The organism is Sorangium sp. So ce296 (assembly GCF_051529605.1).
GTDB lineage: Bacteria > Myxococcota_A > Polyangia > Polyangiales > Polyangiaceae > Sorangium > Sorangium cellulosum_D.
Map to the genome: position 1 here is coordinate 2,200,488 of NZ_CP150325.1, position 18,730 is coordinate 2,219,217.

General features: G+C 72.3%; 13 protein-coding genes. 6 read left to right on the forward strand and 7 right to left on the reverse strand.

The features are described from left to right. Window positions 1–56: 56 nt before the first annotated feature. Window positions 57–1,013, reverse strand: a complete 957-nt coding sequence (locus WME98_RS08470) for a zinc-dependent alcohol dehydrogenase family protein (RefSeq protein WP_437950810.1) — start codon at window positions 1,011–1,013, stop codon at window positions 57–59. Window positions 1,014–1,437: 424 nt separating this feature from the next. On the opposite strand from WME98_RS08470, the gene WME98_RS08475 reads away from it, so the two are divergent. Continuing rightward, window positions 1,438–2,025 (forward strand): manganese efflux pump MntP, encoded by a 588-nt coding sequence (locus tag WME98_RS08475; RefSeq protein ID WP_437950811.1) that lies wholly within the window; start codon window positions 1,438–1,440, stop codon window positions 2,023–2,025. Window positions 2,026–2,082: 57 nt separating this feature from the next. On the opposite strand, the gene WME98_RS08480 is transcribed toward WME98_RS08475, so the two are convergent. After that, window positions 2,083–2,640 (reverse strand): DJ-1 family glyoxalase III, encoded by a 558-nt coding sequence (locus WME98_RS08480; protein WP_437950812.1) that lies wholly within the window; start codon window positions 2,638–2,640, stop codon window positions 2,083–2,085. Window positions 2,641–2,884: 244 nt separating this feature from the next. Here WME98_RS08480 and WME98_RS08485 point away from each other — a divergent pair, with 244 nt between their 5' ends. Further along, window positions 2,885–5,428 (forward strand): SUMF1/EgtB/PvdO family nonheme iron enzyme, encoded by a 2,544-nt coding sequence (locus WME98_RS08485; protein ID WP_437950813.1) that lies wholly within the window; start codon window positions 2,885–2,887, stop codon window positions 5,426–5,428. 24 nt (window positions 5,429–5,452) lie between these two features. Here WME98_RS08485 and WME98_RS08490 read toward each other — a convergent pair whose 3' ends face one another. Beyond that, entirely contained in the window at window positions 5,453–5,878 is a 426-nt protein-coding gene (locus WME98_RS08490) for a hypothetical protein (protein ID WP_437950814.1), read from the reverse strand. A gap of 487 nt (window positions 5,879–6,365) precedes the next feature. On the opposite strand from WME98_RS08490, the gene WME98_RS08495 reads away from it, so the two are divergent. Together WME98_RS08495 and WME98_RS08500 are read left to right on the forward strand one after the other, a co-directional pair. Next, a complete protein-coding gene (locus tag WME98_RS08495) occupies window positions 6,366–10,337 on the forward strand; it encodes an RHS repeat-associated core domain-containing protein (RefSeq protein ID WP_437950815.1) in 3,972 nt (1,323 codons plus the stop codon). Next, complete coding sequence (locus WME98_RS08500; RefSeq protein ID WP_437950816.1) at window positions 10,322–11,935, forward strand: hypothetical protein; 1,614 nt, start codon at window positions 10,322–10,324, stop codon at window positions 11,933–11,935. Before WME98_RS08495 ends, WME98_RS08500 begins: the two co-directional genes overlap by 16 nt. Window positions 11,936–12,273: 338 nt before the next feature. Here the strand turns inward: WME98_RS08500 and WME98_RS08505 are convergent, their stop codons facing one another. The 3 genes from WME98_RS08505 to WME98_RS08515 all read right to left on the reverse strand — a co-directional run bounded on the left by WME98_RS08505 (window position 12,274) and on the right by WME98_RS08515 (window position 15,827). Further along, entirely contained in the window at window positions 12,274–13,179 is a 906-nt protein-coding gene (locus WME98_RS08505; protein WP_437950817.1) for a hypothetical protein, read from the reverse strand. A 221-nt stretch (window positions 13,180–13,400) separates the two neighbouring features. Beyond that, window positions 13,401–14,396, reverse strand: a complete 996-nt coding sequence (locus WME98_RS08510) for an AraC family transcriptional regulator ligand-binding domain-containing protein (RefSeq protein ID WP_437950818.1) — start codon at window positions 14,394–14,396, stop codon at window positions 13,401–13,403. Window positions 14,397–14,546: 150 nt separating this feature from the next. Next, window positions 14,547–15,827 carry an MFS transporter gene (locus WME98_RS08515; RefSeq protein WP_437950819.1) on the reverse strand — a complete coding sequence of 427 codons (1,281 nt, stop codon included), beginning with the start codon at window positions 15,825–15,827 and terminating at the stop codon, window positions 14,547–14,549. A 495-nt stretch (window positions 15,828–16,322) separates the two neighbouring features. On the opposite strand from WME98_RS08515, the gene WME98_RS08520 reads away from it, so the two are divergent. After that, a complete protein-coding gene (locus WME98_RS08520; protein ID WP_437950820.1) occupies window positions 16,323–17,219 on the forward strand; it encodes a hypothetical protein in 897 nt (298 codons plus the stop codon). Between the two features lie 12 nt (window positions 17,220–17,231). On the opposite strand, the gene WME98_RS08525 is transcribed toward WME98_RS08520, so the two are convergent. Next, window positions 17,232–17,876 carry a YkgJ family cysteine cluster protein gene (locus WME98_RS08525; RefSeq protein WP_437950821.1) on the reverse strand — a complete coding sequence of 215 codons (645 nt, stop codon included), beginning with the start codon at window positions 17,874–17,876 and terminating at the stop codon, window positions 17,232–17,234. Window positions 17,877–17,955: 79 nt separating this feature from the next. On the opposite strand from WME98_RS08525, the gene WME98_RS08530 reads away from it, so the two are divergent. Next, entirely contained in the window at window positions 17,956–18,720 is a 765-nt protein-coding gene (locus WME98_RS08530) for a glutamine amidotransferase (protein WP_437950822.1), read from the forward strand. Window positions 18,721–18,730: the final 10 nt, after the last annotated feature.

Below are 18,730 nucleotides of genomic sequence, written 5' to 3' on the forward strand. Positions count from 1 at the left end.
TCGGCGCGGGCGGCTCGGCGCGGGCGGCTCGGCGCGGGCGGCTCGGCGCGGGCGGCTCAGCCCTTGGCGATCGAGAGGATCAGCTTGCCGGCGCCGTGGCCCGAGTCGAGGCGCCGGTGCGCCTCGGCGACCTGCTCGAGCGGCAGCACCCCGGAGACGATGGGGAACGCGAGCCCCCGCTCGAAGAGCGGCGTCATCTCGCGGAGGCGCGCGGCCTCCCGGGTGAGGAAGACGCCGTGGAGCGTCTGGTTCTTGATGTAGAGCGGGGAGAGGTCGCCCTGCGGCGCGAGGACGCAGGCGAGCCGGCCGCCCGGGCGCGTCGCGCGCAGGCTCTTCGCGACGAGGTCTCCGCCCACGGTGTCGAAGACCGCGTCGACGCCGGCGCCGCCGGTCTCCTGGAGGGCGACCTCGGCCGGGTCCTCGGACGTGTAGTCGATGGGGCGATCGACGCCGAGCCCGCGCAGGGTCTCCTGGTTCGCCGCGCCCGCGGAGGCGAGCACGCGGGCGCCCGAGGCGCGGGCGAACTGCACCGCGAACGAGCCGACGCCGCCCGCGCCGCCGTGGACGAGCACCGTCTCGCCGGGCTTCACCGCGAGCCGGCGCACGATCGCCTCCCACGCGGTGCCGCCCGCGAGCGGGATGGCGGCCGCCTCGACGTGCGACATGCCGCGCGGCTTTCTGGCGACGATCGACGCGGGCGCCACGTTGTACTCGGCGTAGCTCCCCGACGGGTTGCCGAAGATCTCCGGCGTGTAGAAGACCTCGTCGCCGGGGGCGAAGCCGCCGACGCCCGGGCCGACCGCCTCGACGACCCCGGAGACGTCGTAGCCGAGGACCACCGGCGGCGCGATCTGCGCCCAGCTCCCGGCGGCCCGGATCTTCGCGTCGACCGGGTTCGTGCCCGACGCGACGACGCGCACCAGGACCTCGCCCGGTCCGGGCGAGGGCCGCTCTACCTCACGCAGCTCGAACAGCTCGGGCCCGCCGAAGGCGGGGATGACCATCGCTCGCATCGCATTTTCCTCCCCGGCGCCGCCGCTTTCGCACGACCTGAAGCGCCGGCCGGTCGCCATTCTAGTTCAACCGGCCGGCGGCGATCGAAGCTGGTGGAGGTGAGCGCTGGCTCGGCCACGGCGGATAGCGCACGTGAGCCGCCCTTCACGGCTCAGGAATCTGCATGAGCCGCGCGGACGCCCCGGGCTGAGCAGGCCCCCGCCCGCTTGTGGCACGTAGCATGGTCCCCTACGCTACCCGGGTGCACACGATCGAGACCACGAAGAGGCTCACGGCTCACGCGCGACGCACGCGCGATCGGCTGGAGGCCGTGGAGCGGGCACCCGATGGCGACCTCGGCTGTGCAGGGGTGCTCCAGGCGGTGACCTCGGCGCGAGGTGCCCTCAACGGACTCATGCGCGGATCCTCGAGATTCATCTCCGGATGGTCGGCGGTGGCGTCGTGAGCTTCGGCGCAATTCTGCTGCTCGCGCTCGGCCTGGCCATGGATGCAACGGCGGTCTCGGCCGCGCGGGGGCTGGCGGTCCCCGTGATTCGCGCCCGGCACGTCGCGCTCGTCGCCGGTTTCTTTGGCGGGTTTCAGGCGCTCATGCCCTTGATCGGGTGGCTCCTCGGCGCGCGTATTGGGCCTCTGGTACAGGCGTGGGATCACTGGATCGCCTTCGGGCTCCTCGCGGCCATCGGCGGCAAGATGCTGTGGGAGGCGCGGTCCGGCGCTGACGACGAAGACGATGCGCCCAAGGACCTGTTCGCCTTGAAGGTCATGTTCGTGCTCGCCATCGCGACGAGCATCGATGCGCTCGCGATCGGCTTCACGCTTCCGATGTTGAATGCGCCGCTCGCGCTCTCCCTGGTCACCATCGGGATCACGACAGCGGTCCTGAGCGCGATCGGCCTCTTCGCCGGCAGGCGCTTCGGGGCGATGCTCGGCAAGCGGCTCGACGTCGCGGGGGGCGTCGTGCTCATCGGCCTTGGCGTGAAGATCCTGATCGAGCACTTGCAGGCGGCATAGTCGCTGCCCCCTGGCTTCGTCGTGGCCGGCTTCGCCGCCTCGGAGGGCCGCGCGCGCTCAGGACTGCAGCATCATCGGCGCCCGCACCTTCGCCGCGACCTCCGGGCCGCGGAGGCGCTCGACGAGCGCGAGCGCGAACGCCATCGCGGTGCCCGGCCCCTGGCTGGTCACGAGCTGCCCGTCCTCGACCACCGGGCTCGCGGCGAGCGCGCCGTGCGCCGACACCACGTCGTTCACGGACGGGTGGCACGTCATCGTCCTGCCCTGGAAGAGCCCGTGCGCCGCGAGCGCGATCGGCGCCGCGCAGATCGCCGCGACGGTGCGGCCCGCGTGCGCCTGCGCGTGCAGGCGCTCGCCCACGGCCGGCGAGGAGGCCAGCCGGTCGGCCCCGCCCTTGCCGCCCGGGAGGACCACGGCGTCGAAGTCGCCCGACACCGCCGCGAGATCCGCGTCCGGCACGAGGCGCACGCCGCGGCTGCAGCGCACCGGCCCCGGCCCGTCGAGCCCGGCGAGGACGACCTCGACCTCGGCGCGCCGGAGGACATCGACGATGATGGTGGTTTCCATCTCCTCAGCTCCCTCGGCCAGGATCACGAGCGCGCGCGGTGCCTTCATGAAGACCGCCATGGCCCCGCCGGCCGCCGGATGCAAGCAGCACCAACGAACCGGGCCCGGCGCAAACACGCAAACGAGCACGAGCGGGCGCCGACGGGCGCGAGCCGGCGCAAGCGGGCGCAAACCGACGCGAACGGGCGCAAAGGGACGTCCACCAGCGCCAACCAGCGGCAACCGACGCGAGCGGGCGCGCGCGGCGCTGAAGCCCCTTTGCCTGCGAGCGGCTCCGCGCTAGGAGCGGGGCATGACGGAGCCCTCCGACGACCCTTTCGGCCTCGCGGGCCAGACCATCGAGGGGAAGTACCGCGTCGCCGCCGTCATCGGCGACGGCGGGTTCGGCGTGGTCTACCGCGGGATCCACGAGGGCTTCGGCGAGCTCATCGCGATCAAGTGCCTGAAGATGCCGACCTCGCTCGACGCCGCCCAGCGCGACGCCCTGCTCGAGACGCTGCGGGGCGAGGGGCGGATCCTGCACCGGCTGTCGCGGGCCACCTCGGGCATCGTGCAGGCGCTCGACGTCGGCGCGTTCACGACCCCGGCCGGCGTGTGGGTGCCCTACCTCGTGCTGGAGTGGCTGGAGGGCCAGACGCTCGGGCAATACCTCCGGGACCGGCGCGACCGGGGCGAGTTCGGCATGTCGATCGCCGAGGCGATCCAGCTGCTCTCGCCGGCCGCGCGCGCGCTCGCGGTCGCGCACGCGCACAAGGTCGCGCACCGGGACGTGAAGCCGGCCAACCTGTTCCTCACGGACGTCGGCGGGGCGCGGACGCTGAAGGTGCTCGACTTCGGCATCGCCAAGGTGCTGGCCGACCACCCCACGTTCACGGAGGCGCTCGCGGCGACCCGGCAGGGGCCGAGCGCGTTCACGCCGCGCTACGGGGCGCCCGAGCAGTTCAACAAGGCCCGCGGCGCGACCGGCCCCTGGACCGACGTGTTCGCGCTCGCGCTCATCTTCGTCGAGCTCGTGAGCGGCAGGCGCGCGCTCGAGGGGGACGACCCGACGCAGCTCTACATCGCCTCGGCCGACCCGGCGGTGCGCCCGACGCTGCGCGCGCGCGGGCTGCCGAGCGCGCCGGAGGCGATCGAGCGCGTGCTCGACAAGGCGCTTTCCATCGAGCCGAAGCACCGCTTCACGAGCGCGGGCGAGTTCTGGGACGCGCTCTCGGCCGCGGCGCTCGGCGAGCGCGCCGGGTCGGGCCCGAGGCTGGACGCCTACGGCGCGGAGCACGCGGGCGGGCTGTCGACCGCGGAGTATGCGGCCGCGCGCGGGCTCGGCGCGTCGGCGGGGCACGCCGGCCTGCCGGTCGAGCCGACGATGCTCGCCGACGCGCGCGCGCCCGCGCCGGCGCGGCCCGCCGTGGTCAAGGTGAGCCACGGCGCGGGCGGGCCGCCGACGGGCGGCGCGGCCGGCTTCACGGGCGGCGTGGGCGGCGCCACGGGCGGCGCGGCAGCGGCGTCTGGCGCGGCTTACGCCGCCGGCGCGCTGGCGACGGGCGGCTCCCGGACCGCGCAGGTCGACGACTCCATGATCGAGACGGTCGCGCCCGCCGGCTACCCCGGGGCGCGCCCGCCGCCCCCGCCGCCCGGCGCCGCCCCGTACCCGGCGGGCGGCCCGCCGCACGCCGCGCCGCCTGGCGCCGCCCCGCACCCGGCCGGCGGCCCGCCGTACGCCGCGCCGCCTGTCGCCCCGCCGCAGCGCGGCCGCAGCCCCGTGCGCGCGGCGCTCCCCTGGTTCCTCGCGGCGCTCCTCCTGCTCGGCGGCGCCGGCGCGGCGGCGTACTTCCTGACGCAGTCGCCCGCCAGCAAGAAGCCGGCGCAGGCCCCGGCCGCGCGCGCCCCCGCGAAGGCGTCGCCCACCGGGCGCGCCGTGGCGACGGCCCCCGTGGGCGCGGCGACGGCGGTCGCCACCGCCGCGCCGGCGGAGAGCGCCGCGACCGAGACGTCGGCCGCCGCGCCCGCCGCGCCCGCCGCGCCGCCGGCCGACATGGTCTTCATCGGGCCGCTCACGACCACGATCGGCGCCGCGGGCGAGGCGCGCCAGGTGACGCTCACCCGCGGGTTCTACATCGATCGCAACGAGGTGACCGTCCGCGCCTACCGCGCCTGCATGGAGCAGCGCATGTGCTCCACCGCGGATCACGTCTCGCTGACGCCCGAGCTCCTGCCGGGCGTGCAGGCGCCGGCGGCGTCCGAGGACCAGAAGGAGGCCGAGCTGTGGTCGCGGCGCTGCAACGAGCCGCGCAACGCGACCGGGCACCCGATCAACTGCGTCGACTACTCCCAGGCCGAGAGCTACTGCCGCTTCCGGGGCCGCCGGCTGCCCACGGAGGCGGAGTGGGAGGTCGCGGCGCGCGGCGCTGCGGGGCGGGCCTACGTCTGGGGCGACGACGCGCCGGCGTGCGAACGCGCCTGCTACGACCGCAACGAGGGCTGCCTCGCGCGCGGCACCGAGGTCGCGACCTGCGCGTCGGGCGCCCACCCGAGCGATCGGACCCCGGAGGGCGTCTACGATCTCGCCGGCAACGTGTCCGAGTGGGTGTCGGACGGCCTCGTCTTTCCGCCGCCCGGCGGCGAGAACCCGCAGGGCGACCCGTCGTTCCCGCTGAAGGTGATCCGGGGCGGGAGCTTCCTGGATGGCCCGGAGAAGCTCTCGGCGACGTACCGCACCGCCGCGGCGCCGGTGACCGCGCACGCCTGGATCGGCTTCCGCTGCGCGATGGATGCGCCGGCGCCGGAGGGCGCCCCGGCGCCGCAAGACGCCCCGGTTCCCGGCGCACCGGCGCCGTGAGCGCACGGGGCGGAAGGGCGCGGGCTACTCGACCCGCCCGCGGGCGCGCTTCACGGCGTTCCTGACCGTGTCGCCGTACGGCCCCGCGGGGAGCTCGTGGAGCAGCGCCGCCGCGCGCTCGTAGCAGGCGCGCGCCTCGGCCATGTCGCCGAGCGCCTCGTGCGAGCGCCCCAGGTTGAGGAGGAGCGACGGATAGAAGCCGCGCACCCGGTCGCCGCCCGCAGCGTCGGCCCGGCGCAAGGCTTCCTGGTTCCATGCGAGCGTTTCCTGCTCGCTCCCCTGGTGGCGGGCGACGTAGTGGGCGGCGATGCACGCCTCGTAATCGTCGGTGCGCGCGGCCCATGCTTGCTCGAACAGGGCCCGGGCGTCCTCGTTCCGTCCCTCGGCTTCGGCCTGCATGCCCTCGGCGCAGAGCCGCACCACGGGGTTGTTCGGGTCGATGCCGTCCATGCTGCGAGTCTCGCGGTCCGGTGGAACTACCGCAAACCAATCCAGGCCGACGGCGTCACGACCCTGGAGCGCGCTGGGAGGGCGAACCTGGACGATACGACGTGCGGTTCGGAGGGGGTCCCGACCCCGCGCCGGCGCTGTGCAGCGCGGTCCGGAGGGATCTCGACCGCGCACCAGCGCTGTGCATTGCGGTCCGGAGGGGTCCGGACCCCCCTTCTGGCACAAAGTTAGACGCTTTCCGGAGGCAATTGGCGCATAACCGCACAATCCAGAGCGTTTTTTGGCACAATCTTGCCTACAATGACGCCCCGCGGAGCGTTCTCGAGGGGTCCGGACCCCGGTGTGTCGCAATGCATTGCGGTTGAGCCAGTGTCGGACCCCCCTGGCTTGGCACAGAACAAGCTCGTCTTGGCACACCTTCCTCGCCTGCGAGACGGCAACGTGCTGTGAATTGACGCCGCGCGTGGCCGCCGGCGACCCTCGTCCCATGGCGCGTACGGCTCCGGTTCCGAACATCCCCGCCCTCCCTGGCATGAACCCCGGGACATGGATCCTGGGCGGCGGGGGCAGCGGAGGAGGCGGCGGGGGGCGCGGAGGCCGCGGCGGCGGGGGCGGCCAAGGAGCCGACGGCAAGGGCGGCGGCCAGGGAGCACAGGGCGGCGGCAAGAACGCCGGCTCCTGCGGCGCGGGAAGCGGTGGAGGCTGCCCGAACCCGTCCCATGGGCGCGGCGGAGGCACCTCGGCGGGAGATCCGGTCGATCCCGTGACGGGGCGGGTCTACACCGCGAAAGTCGTCGATCTCGCGCTGCCGGGTCCGATTCCGCTGGTCATCGAGCGGAGCTACTCGTCGGAGACGCGTGACGTAGACCTGGGCCTCGGCTTCGGATGGAGTCACTCGCTGGCCTGGCGCATCGAGGAGCGGAGAAGGACGCTGCGGGTGCTGGAGCCGAACGCCGCGCCCACGACGGCGGACGTGCCCGAGCCGGAACACCCCGTCGCGCTGCCCTGCGGCCGGCTGACGCGCCACGCGGCCGGCTACACGCTGCAGGCGGAAGGGCTCTTGTACGTGCTCGGCGAGCGACAGGAGGGATGCTGGCTCTTGTCGCGCATCGTCGATCGGTACGGGAACGAGGTTCGCCTGACGTACGAGGGGACTCGCCTGTCGCAGGTGCTCGACAGCGCAGGGCGCATCGTGCGCGTCCGCCGACACCCGGACGGCAGGATCGCCGCTTTCGAGGTGAAGAACGCGTCGGCGCAGGGGCGATGGACCTCGTTTCGGACGTACCGGTACGGGGAGCGGGGCGATCTCGCGGCCGCGATCGACGCGGCGGGACACGAGCATCGGTACGAGTACGATGAAGAGCACCGGCTGACGAGGCGTCGCGAGCCCGGGGGGCTCGTGGCGCACTTTCGCTACGACGACCGGGGCCGCTGCGTCGAGACGTGGTGCGAGCGTCCGGGCAACGACGCGCTCGACCGCGAGGTGCCTGACACCCTGGACGACGGCGAGACGAAAGCGAATGGGTTCTGCCACGTCAAAATCGAGGACCACGGCGTCTTCGTCGAGGTGATCACCTCGCGCTCGCAGCGGCGCGTCGAGGGCAACCGCCTGGACAAGGCAGACAAGGTGATCTGGCACGGGAGCGTGCATTCGTACCGGTTCGACGCCGCGGGCAACGTTCTCGAGTACCAGGATGCGCTCGGGCACGCGTGGCGCTGCGAGCGCGATGAGGTCGGGCGGCTACGCGCCGTGGTGGATCCGACGGGCGCGAGGACGGAGTACGTCTACGACGAGCAGGGTGCCATCGCCGAGATGCGGGACGCGCTCGGGGAATTCGCGCGTTACGAGCGGAACGCGCAAGGGGATGTCGCTGCGGTGTTCGACGAGCTCGGGCCCGTGGTGGCGTTTCGCTATGACGAGCGGGGCTTGCTCGTCGAGGCGGTCCTCCCGAACGGCGGCGTGACCCGGATGGAGTACGACGCGCTCGGCAACCGCGTGGCGGTGTTCGAGCCGGACGGGTCGGCGCGGCGGATTCGATACGATTTCCTGGGACGGGTGACGAGCTTCGTGGACGAGCGGGGGTTCGAGACGTTCTATGTTTATGACGTGTGCGACAGGCTCGTGTCCGTGCGGCGTCCGAGCGGAGCGACGGACGGTTACGGGTATGATGCCGATGGCCGCCTGTCGCGGATCGTCGACGCGGACGGGCGTGCGACCACGCTGCGCTGGGGCGGGATCGGTGTCGTGACGGAGGTGGTCCGCCCGGACGGCAGCTCCGTGCGGTACTTCCACGATCGCGAGCAGGATCTCGTTCGGGTGGTGAACGAGGTCGGCGAGGAGCACCGGTATGTGCGCCGGGGCGAGGGGCGCGTCGTCGAGGAGCACACGTTCGACGGGCGCCGGATCGCGTACCGGCACGACGGGATGGGCCGGATCGTCGAGATCCGGGACGGCGCGGGGCGCGTCGAGCTGGCGTATGACCCGTGCGGAAGGCTCGTGGAGCGCAGCTTCTCGGATGGGCGGAGCGATGAGATCTCCTACGACCCGCTCGGCCGGATGGAACGCATCGCGAGCGGAGACGTCACCTGCGAGTACGCGCGCGACGCGCGCGGACGGGTGGTGCGCGAGACGGTCACGCGGGGTAGCCAGCGGACGGCGACGGAGACGGCGTACGACGCGCTCGGCAAAGCGGTGCGGACGTCGGGGCCGTTCGGGGCCATGGACATCGCGCGGGACGTGATGGGCCGGCCGGTCGAGGTGTCGTTCGGCGACGCTGGGGCTCTGCGGCTGGGCTACGACCCGGCGGGCAACCTGGTGGAGAGGGCGCTGCCCGCAGGCGGGCGCATCGCCGAGGCGGTGACACCGGACGGCCTGCTGGCCTGGGTGAAGGTGATGAGCCCCAAGGCGGGGCCGGCCGTGCGGCCAGGCGAGCCCGCGTGGGTGGGGCCGAGGCCGCTCGGGGTAACGTTCGCGCGCGGCTACGGCTGGTCGCCGGCGGGCTTGCTCGGGGCGGTGGGCGACGGCGTGGGGGGGAGCTCGCTGGAGCTCCCGCGCGACGGGAACGGGATGATCGTGGCGCGCCAGCGAGCCGCGGGAGCGCGGCGGGAGGTGCTCGAGGGGTTCCGCCACGGACCGAGCGGGGAGCTCCACGACAGCGGGTCGCAGCGGCGGTATGGGCCGGGCGGGCGGCTTCTTTCGCGAGGAGGGGTGACGTTCGCGTACGACGACGGTGGGCGCGCGACGAGCAAGACCGCGGGCGACGGGCGCTCGTGGCGCTTCGACTGGGGCGACGGCGACCTGCTCCAGGCGGTGTGGCTGCCGGACGGTCGGGTGGTCCGCTTCGTGTACGACCCGTTCGCGCGGCGGCTCGAGAAGCGCGTGGAGAAGGATCGGGTGGTCGAGAGCATCACGCGCTATGCCTGGAGCGGGGATGCGCTGGTGCATGAGGTCCGAGAGCGCACGGGGGCGGGCGACGCGCCGATCGTAGAAGAGCGGGCCTACGCCGTGCTGCCGGAGGCGCCGCTGCCGCTCGCCGATCGCGTGCGGCGGGGCGAGCACGCCGAGGTCCGGTACTATGTCGAGGCGCCGAACGGGATGCCGGAGGCGCTGTTGACGGGGGACGGAGCGCTCGTCGGCACGGTGGAGGCGTCGCTGTTCGGGCGCGTCGAGGGCGAGCAGGCCGGGCTGACGCCGCTCAGGTTCCCGGGCCAGTACGCGGACGAGGAGACGGGGCTCTACTACAACCGGTACCGGTACTACGACGCGGAGACGGGGCAGTACCTGAGCCCGGAGCCGATCCGGCTGGAGGGGAGCCTGCGGGAGTACGTATATGCCAAAGGGAGCCCCACAGACTTCATCGATTTGGATGCCTTGAACCCCGACGCGATCCCCATGCAGGGGACGGTTACCGGGGTCACCAGCGAGGGGAAGCAGATCACCGGGATGGGCACTTCCGGCTATGACCCGGATTGGAAGAGCAACCTACACGAAGCCGTAAAAGACGCTCTACCGAAGTCTTCCGCGGTGCCAAAGCAAGGAAAGTTCGACCGGAATCCGGCCCTTTGCGCCGAGCCGAAAGCCATGAGTGACTATTTGAAGCAGTGGGAGCAGGCTACTGGAAAGCGCATCGACACGAAGACGGAAGAGGGGAGGAAGAACCTTCAGCAAGCGCTCAAGGACACAAAGAATATAGAGGCAAAGTGGGACGGCGACGGACAGATCAAGCAGGCATGCCCTAACTGTTCACAGACGCTTCCGCGGCTCTGGAAGCTGGCAGGGCTCGACCCCAACGATCCCGAACATGGCCTGACCAAGAAAATGCCGGCCGGGGGCACCTCAGCCGTCTCTCCTCCCGAGTGGGGGAAGCCCTTCAGGGAAGATTACAGAGATCCATCGAAGCATCCAACCGACGCTCTACGGAAGTGGCACTACCACGAGGGCAGATGGCAAACGCTCTGACGACCCGCTGGTCCGACCGCGCTATCGATGCACTTCGCGCGGCTCCCGTTGTGCCGCGCACGCCGCTGGCGGACCTGTCACCCACGCGTGAGCTCGACGACGAGCTCTACGAGCTGACGGGTCGGCGAGGCATGCCCGTCCTCGATGGCACCACGCTGGGATATCCGGCCACGATCGACGCTCCGACGGACGAGTGCCAGCCCGGCTATTGCCTCTGGGGCAAAGGACAGACAAGGATCCGTTTGAACGAACGATCTGATGGTGCATGGGGGACAGCGGATCTGGGCTCGACGATCTCGTGGCAGGCCTGTGTCGAGCTGCTCGTGCTACGACAGCAGTTTCGCGCATGGATCCCGGAGCTCGTGTGCAAGGACGCGCTCCCGACGCTCCCCAGACGCTGGGGCCGAGATCTCGCGCTGGCGCTCGGCCTTGGCGCAATCGACCCCGTGGACAATGCTTTTTGCGACGACGAGATCCTGTGCTGGGATTCTCATTTTCTCGCGCGATCCGTCGACGGAGCCGCACGGATCCTGGAGCGATGCAACGCGCTGGGCTTCTGCGCGAGCATGCCGGCACCGGATGCGCACCTCATCTTCGTCAGCGATATGGAGCAACAGTCCATCCAGGGACGATTCGAGCACCCGCATCGCGGCACCGGTGACCACGAGGTGGTCGTCTCGATCGCTGGGCGGGATCTGATCCGACAGCAGCGAACGTTTCGCGGTCACGTGATGGAGACGGTCGAAGCGACGCCGACGCGCCGCGAGCGGATTCGCCGTCATCCACCGGCGCTCGGCAGTGTCCGCCTGCGGGAATACCTCCGTCGCCATGCGATAGCCCTCCCCGCTGCACGGCCTCCCGCGGCGATGGCCGGCGCTCCGGAAGAGCTGCTCCTCCTCGGGCGGACGCTGCTCTTGCGACCTGGCGAGGGCAACATATGGCTGGGGCTCTGGCGCATCGAGGACCTCCCTGATGCTGCGCAGAGAGCAGCGCCGACAGCCGTCGCGGTCGCCCATGGCGCCCCGAAGCTCTCCCGAGGCGAGTGGCCCTTCTACCGGTGGGGAGATCTCGACATGATCTGCATCGGAGGAGGACCGGAGTTCGAGTCGTACCTGTGCGATGCGACCGGGGCGATGTGGTCCTGCGATGCGGCCTACGGGCATTTCGAGTTCGTCGGTGGGGGCGTGGTCTCGTGGCTGGAACGACTCGCGTTCAACGCCGAGCTGGACGCGATGGGGCATGCCAGCGCGCTCCTGACGATCCCGCTCAAGGCATGGGGCGAGCTCCCCGAGCACTTGAATGTGCCTCTCGTCCCCGAGTGCAGCGACGCGCGGTCGAGGTTGTATGTCTCTGCAGCGTACGCCATCTGGGAGTCGAGTCCGACACGCGGCATTCCTGTCGTCGATGTCCGGGCTCGAGGCTCCCGCGAGCTGATCCCCGTCGTGACATGGGCACGAGAACGCTGGGGTACGATGAAAGTCGCCGTTTCCGGCGACGACGGGACCACCGAGGAGCTCGCCGACGCGATCGAAGCCGAGGGGATCCGCATCCTCGACGGAGAGACAGGCGGATGGACGACGGCGAGCTTCTGGGCCTGACCAAGAAAATACCAGCCGGGGGCACCTCAGCCGTCTCTCCTCCCGAGTGGGGGAAGCCCTTCAGGGAAGATGACAGAGATCCATCGAAGCATCCAACCGACGCTCTGGCCAGAGCAGCGCCATGGTGACACCGAGGCGGGCGTGCACGGCGCGAGCGGCGGCGAGCTGGCCGGCCGCGAGGAGCCCGCGGAGCTCCTCGGAGCGGAGAGGGCCCCCGCGTCGCCGCCGTTTTGACAGCAGGAACCGCCGAAGCGGCAGCAGGGACCGCCGAAACGGCGGCAGGGGCGTGCTGGTGCCGCGCGCGGCGCCGAGGCGTGGGGTCGACACCGCGGCGAGGCTCAGCTCAAAAGGCCGAGACTGCGGCGCGCTTCGGCCACCGGGAGCGGCAGCAGGGGCCAGAAGTCCCAGTGATCCGACAGGTCGGTGTTGAGCTGGCCGCCGCGCTCGATCGCCACCAAAAGGTCGTCAGCGAGGCCGGGCCTCTCGAGGATGCCGACCACCTGCGGCTGCGGCAGCGGCGTGAGGTTGATGCCGGCGCTGAAGGTGAGCATCACGAAGAGCAGCATATAAATCGACTTGGTGCGGCGGTAGCCGGCGATGAAGGCGCCGATCTTCAGCTCGCCGGCCGGATCGGTGCCGTAGCCCGAGAGGACGTGGGTGAGGTCGTGGTACACGGCGGCCTCGGGAAACCCGTGGCGCTCGCCAGGGAAGGCAAACCCGTTATCGCGATAGTGCCGGACCAGCGCGTGGCCGAGGGTGCCCTCTGGGAGCCGCTCGAGCGCGTGATAGCGGGCCGCGAGCTCGCGGTCCTCGAGCAGGCCGCGCAGGCCGAGCAGCGCCTTCACCAAGCCGAGCAGGCCGGTGGCCTCGTAGTGTTGCTTGACCATGTCGCCGAGGTGACCGCGGCGCAGGAAGTCGAAGTAAAACAGCAGCATGTGACGCTTCGCCAAGAGCTCGACGTCGTGCAGCGCCTCCGAGCGCACGCCGAGCGCCTCGGCGAACGAGCGCACCAGCTCGAGCTGGGCCGGCGATGGCGGCCCGTCTGTCAGGCTCAGCACCAGCATGCTCGAGACGAGCTGCTCGCGCAGGGCCGGGTCGACGAAGCCTTTGGCGAGCGCCTCCGGCGCGATCGGCGGCAGCGCGTCGAGATCGTCATCGGTGCGCAGGACGTGGCGCTGTGCCGCCATCAACAGGTTGCGCGCCGCCGCGCTCAGGTCGCCGTCGCGGCTGGCGATCATCTTCATGGCTCGCAGGCCTATCCGCGCTTCTTCGGGGGAGGGATGGAGCAGTCGCATGGGCATACCTCGCGTGGGTGTCGGGAGCGGGCACCACGGACGCGCGCCTGGAGAGCCGATGCGCGCCGAGCCGCGTTGGCCGCCGCAGACAACATGGCGGCGCCGACCCGCGTCGGCCTTGACCTGGCGTGCCAGCGTGTTGACCGTGCCTGCCAGCCCGCGCGAGCCGCTCAACCGGCGCGGGGGCCCGGAGCGCGGCGATGGGCGCCGGGGCTCTCGCCGGTCCAGCGGCGGAACGCGCGGTGGAACGCGCTCACCTCGGAGTAACCGAGCAAGAACGCGATCTCGGTCAGGCTCAGGCGTGGGTCCCGCATGTGCTTCAGCGCGAGGGTGCGCCGGACCTGCTCGACGAGCGCCTGAAAGGTGGTCCCGTGCTCCTTCAGCCGGCGGAAGAAGCTGCGTTGGCTGAGGCCGAGCCGGCGCGCGACCGTCGACGCCTCGAGCGGGCCGTCCTGCAGGCTCTCGGTGATCTGACGCCGGACCTGGTCCACGATCGTCTCGCTGGTCGGCAGCCGGGTTAGCTGCTCGCTGGCGTGGCGATCGAGCAGCCGACCGAGCTCGGGGTCGCCGCCCGCGGCGGGCCGCTCGAGCTCGGCCCGGTCGAAGCGCAGCTCGGTCCTGGCCGCGTGGAACCGCAGCGGCGCGGCGAAGCACCGCTCGTGCGCCGTCGTGTCCGCGGGGGCGGCGTGAACGAACGCGACCTCGACCGGCGAAAGCGCGCCGACCAGCCGCTGTCCGTAGCTCAAGATCAACGCTAGCCCCCACTCGCTCAGGTGTCGCAGCGCATCGGCGCGGTCCGGCGTTGGCAAGAGGTGCACGACGCTGGCGTCGCGCTCGCCGAGCTCGAGGCGCACACCCGCGGCGTCATGGAGGAGCCGCTGGTAGCGCAGCAGCCGGCGCACGCAGCCGCCGAGGTCGGGCGCGTTCAGCAGGGCGTAGTCCATCAGATCGAAGTCGCCCGCCCGGTGGCGCTGGGCCAGCCGCACGCCAAAGGCGTCGTCGCCGAGCCGGCGCGGCACCTCCTGCCACAGCGTTATCAGCAGCTCGTGCGGCGCGCGCCCGTCGATCTCGGCGAGCGCCGCCTGGGTGCAGCCGAAGCGATCGAGGACATCGGTCACCTCGACGCCCCCGGCCCGTGCCGCGTCGACGAGCATTCGCACCAGCATGATCGATCCGGTCGCGCCCGCGTGCATGTGGAGGCATTGTCGCCGACGCGTCCGCCTCGAGGAAAGGCGAGGACGTCGAAGACCCCTTCTACCGCCCAGTCGCCGGTCGTCGGGGCGCCTCGGTCGAGTCGTACCCTCCCTCGCCGCCGCTCACGTCTCCACGCCCTCGCCCGCCACGCTCTCCTCGCCCTGCGCCGCCTTCGCCGGACCGCCCGCGGCCCCGGCGAGCACCACGATCGCGATCGCCCCGACAACGATGAGCGACAGCGCGAACGGCAAGCTCGTGGCCGCGGCGATGTGGCCGACCACCGGCGGCCCGCCGAGGAACGCCAGGTAGCCGAACGTCGCCACGGCCGCGATCGAGGTGCCCGTGGGGCCGGAGCGCGCGGCCGCGCTGAAGACCGTGGGGATGACGCACGACAGCCCGAGCCCCACGCACGCGAACCCGAACAGGCCGGCGATCGGACGGCCGATCACCAGCGCCGCGGCGAGCCCCACCGTCACGAGGACGGCCCCGCCGCGCACCACCGCGACCGGGCCCAGCCTGCTGCTCACCCCGTCGCCGAGGAAGCGGCCCGCCGCCATCGCCACCGAAAAGGCCGCGAACCCCGTCGCCGCGAAGGCCGCCGTCGTGCCGAGCGTCTCGCGGAGGTACACCGCGCTCCAGTCGGCCATCGCGCCCTCGCCGAACATGCACAGGAACGCGATCGCGCAGAGCGGCCACATCGCGCGGGGCGGCAGCGCGAACGGGTTCCTCGGCGGCTCCGGCGCGGGGACGCCGGGCCGCACCCAGGGCGAGAGCAGCCCGACGAGGAGCAGCGCCGCCACCGCGGCGAGGGAGAGGTGCGCGGCGGGCGCCACCCCCACGTGCGCCAGCGCCCCGCCGGCCGCCGCGCCCGCGAGCCCCCCGGCGCTGTACAGCGCGTGGAACGACGACATGATCGGCCGCCCCCACGCCTCCTCCACCTCGGCGGCGTTGGCGTTCATCGACACGTCCATCACGCCGTTCGACACGCCGAAGAACGTGAGCACGAGGAACAGCTCGACCGGCGTCCGCGCGAACCCAGGCCCGAACAGGCTGATCGCGAACGCCGCGCCGGCGGACACCGCCACGACCCGGCTCCCCAGGTGCGCGACGAGCCACCCGGCGAGCGGCATCCCCACGAACGCGCCGAGCGCCGGCGCGAGCAGCACGTTGCCGAGCGTCGCCTCGCTCAGCGCGAGCGCGCGCTTGAAATCGGGGATGCGTGTCACCCAGGTGCCCATGCAGAAGCCGTTGGCGAGGAAGATCAGGAGACAGGCGGCGCGCTGCGCCCGGAGCCGCGCGGCGGCGGTCCGCCCCCTCGCCCCCTCGACAACGTCGCGCGCTGCACCGGGGGCGCCCCCTGCCTCCTCCGGCCCTCGCGCGAGCTCACCCTCAATCTTCTGCATCGTCTGGCGCCTCTCGACGCCTACGTACCAGAGAGCGCGCCACCTCGCCGCCTCGCGCGCGCATCGCGCCACCCGCCCGCGATCCTCCCACCACGTGGGACGCGGAGCGCAGCGGGACATCGCGCTCCGAGAGCGCTCGCCCTCGAAGGGCGATGACCCACGGCTTTCCATCGCGCGTGCGAGCCCGCGACAAATCGCCCCATGTGACCAGCTGCACCATCCATCGCCGGCCCCCGGGATCGTCAGGCGGACGCGCGGCGGCCGAGCTTGCCCGGATGCTCGCGGCCCCTGCGAGATCGCCCTCGCGGCCTGGACGTTGCAGTGCTCGACATCGGCAGAATCGCCGTGCCTGAGGGCAGCTTCCGGGTCTCACACGCCCCGCAGCGCCCGGGCGGCTCGGGGTGAGCCACGAGCGATCGTCCGCTGGTCGAGGCGCCTCGCCGTGATCCCAGGAGACCCCCGCCAGCTCGCGGCATTCGGCCCCAGGAGCGATCGATGTCACGCACGCATGACCTGCTCATCCTTGTCGCGGCGCTCGCCGCGGGTGTCGCGCAGACCGGCTGCCTCGCGGAGGCGCTCGAGGGCGAGCCCGGCGAGGCGCAGCCGGGGTCCACGGGAGAGGCGCTCACCTCGATGAACCGCCTGTCGATGAACCGCCTCTCGATGAACCGCCTCTCGATGAACGGCCTGTCCGCGGGCGGGCTGTCGCCGAGCGGCGCGGATCTCTCCTCCACGGAGCTCATCGAGACCCCCGAGGGCCGCGAGCTGCTCACCTACGTGATCCGGTGCGCCCTGCCCGAGGGCGAGAGCCTCAGCGGCGCGCACGGCGGCGTGACCTACACCTTCCCCGGCGGCGTCGGCGTCGCCCCGGACTGGCGCGACGAGCCGCTGGATCCCGCCGGCCAGCGCTGGGTGAGCGCGTGCCTGCTCGCCCACGTCAACGGCTACGGCGTCGAGGTGCCCATCTCGCTGCGCGGCGAGCACGCGGCGCTCGCGACGACCACGACCGAGCGGGCGCAGTTCAACGCGCAGGAGGCGGCGTTCTACGGCAACCTGTTCGGCAGCGGCCCGGATCACGGCATGTACGCGTGCGCGGGCGCCGCCGTGGAGGCGCAGTGCGGCGCGAGCTCGAGCGCCGAGGCGCCCTGGCGGTCCTGCGGCGCGAGCGAGGGCTGCGCGCTCTCCTTCGCCGGCCCCTGCCGCGACCTGGCGCAGCCCGAGCTGCAGACGTGCGAGAACTCCTCGGCGGACTTCGTCGAGGACTGCTACACCGAGGCGAGCGGGCCCGACGGCTGGCCGGGCGGCCTGGTCAAGTACCCCGAGGTCATCACGGTGTACCTCGAGCGGGACGACTTCAACGCGCTCTACCCCGCCTGCGCGCCGCTCCCGTGAGGGGCCGCGCGCTTATCCCAGCGCCGCCCCGTCCCGGATCCCGAGCGTCTCCTCGCGCGCCGACAGGCACGCCTCGCTCCCCACGACGAAGGCGCGGCAGTTGTCCGGCCTGATCTCGTAGATCGCGCAGCGCCTGTCCTCGCAGAGGTGCTGGCAGCGGCCGCTCGCGGCGAAGCGCAGCGTGATCTTCCCGTCCCGCGCCCGCCGCACGTAGGCGCGCCCCGTGAGGTCGCCCCGCCCGGCCCCCCGCCACCGCGAGAGGTCCACGTCGTCGAGCACCACGTTGGCGTCGTGGCAGCAGGCGCCGCACGCCAGGCAGTCGAGCGCCACCTCGCGGATCGCCCCGGCGTGCACGCTGTCGCGCTCGCACCAGTCGAGCACCGAGCCCTCGTACTGCCGCTTCACCCGCGCCGTCGCGAGCCCCTGGGCCGGGCCCTCGGCCACCCGCCGGAAGCGCTGCTGCTCGATCGACAGCAGCGACCACAGCCCGAGCTCGGTGAGCTTGCCCTGCGCGTCGACCGAGAGGAGGAGATCGATCCGCTCGTCCGGCAGCACGATGGCCGCGTGCCCGCCGGCCCTCACGTGCGCCGCAGCGCGAGCCAGGAAACGCGGGCGAAACCGCCGCCACACGGGGCGCGACACGACATAGGCCGACATGCGGGAGCATCTTCGCGCCCCCGCCCCGCGCTGCCAAGTCCCGCCCTTGCCGAGGCGGTCGCTCTGCTATGTTCACCGGGTGGGACAGGACGAAAAGGACAAGAAGATCGTCATCGTGAAGACCGGTGAGCCCGTGCCCCCGGTCCTCGAGCGGCGCGGCGAGTTCGCCGTCCTCATCGAGCAGACGATCGGCGCCGCCTGGCGGGGCGGATACGCCGTCTTCGACGCCCGCACGGGCGAGCTCCCCGCGCCCGACGCCCCCGGGATCGCCGCCTTCGTCATCACCGGCTCCTCGGCCAACGTCCCCCACCGCGACCCCTGGATGCTCCGCTGCGAGGCGTGGCTGCGCGACGTCGTCCGCGCCGGCACCCCCACGTTCGGCATCTGCTTCGGCCACCAGATCCTCGCCCAGGCGCTCGGCGGCGAGGTCATCCGCAACCCGCGCGGCCGCGAGATCGGCCGGATCCGCGTCCAGCGCCGCGCCGATGACGTCCTCTTCGACGGCCTCCCGTCGAGCTTCGAGACCCACGCGACCCACGTCGACACGGTCGGCACGCTGCCCGAGGGCGCCCGGAGCCTCGCGTTCACCGAGCTCGACGACCACCAGGTCATCCGCTTCACGAGCACCTGCTACGGCGTGCAGTTCCACCCCGAGATGGATCACGACGTCATCGCCGGCTACATCGCCTTTCGCCGCGAGGTCCTGCAGGCCGAGGGCCTCGACGTCCCGGCGCTCCTCGACCGCATCTCCCCGGACCAGCTCGGCACCCGGACCCTGCACAATTTCATCGCGCACATCGTCCTGCCGCGCCTCGGCCGTACGCCGTCCGCTGGACCTGCATAGTCACCGCCCT

Bases quoted from the DNA above. Each gene is read 5' to 3' on its own strand.
- WME98_RS08480 (WP_437950812.1), bottom strand. From the start codon at position 2,640: ATGAAGGCACCGCGCGCGCTCGTGATCCTGGCCGAGGGAGCTGAGGAG.
- WME98_RS08505 (WP_437950817.1), bottom strand. From the start codon at position 13,179: ATGAAGATGATCGCCAGCCGCGACGGCGACCTGAGCGCGGCGGCGCGC.
- WME98_RS08500 (WP_437950816.1), top strand. From the start codon at position 10,322: ATGGCAAACGCTCTGACGACCCGCTGGTCCGACCGCGCTATCGATGCA.
- WME98_RS08470 (WP_437950810.1), bottom strand. From the start codon at position 1,013: ATGCGAGCGATGGTCATCCCCGCCTTCGGCGGGCCCGAGCTGTTCGAG.
- WME98_RS08515 (WP_437950819.1), bottom strand. From the start codon at position 15,827: ATGCAGAAGATTGAGGGTGAGCTCGCGCGAGGGCCGGAGGAGGCAGGG.
- WME98_RS08495 (WP_437950815.1), top strand. From the start codon at position 6,366: ATGGCGCGTACGGCTCCGGTTCCGAACATCCCCGCCCTCCCTGGCATG.
- WME98_RS08520 (WP_437950820.1), top strand. From the start codon at position 16,323: ATGTCACGCACGCATGACCTGCTCATCCTTGTCGCGGCGCTCGCCGCG.
- WME98_RS08485 (WP_437950813.1), top strand. From the start codon at position 2,885: ATGACGGAGCCCTCCGACGACCCTTTCGGCCTCGCGGGCCAGACCATC.
- WME98_RS08510 (WP_437950818.1), bottom strand. From the start codon at position 14,396: ATGCTGGTGCGAATGCTCGTCGACGCGGCACGGGCCGGGGGCGTCGAG.
- WME98_RS08525 (WP_437950821.1), bottom strand. From the start codon at position 17,876: ATGTCGGCCTATGTCGTGTCGCGCCCCGTGTGGCGGCGGTTTCGCCCG.
- WME98_RS08490 (WP_437950814.1), bottom strand. From the start codon at position 5,878: ATGGACGGCATCGACCCGAACAACCCCGTGGTGCGGCTCTGCGCCGAG.
- WME98_RS08475 (WP_437950811.1), top strand. From the start codon at position 1,438: ATGGTCGGCGGTGGCGTCGTGAGCTTCGGCGCAATTCTGCTGCTCGCG.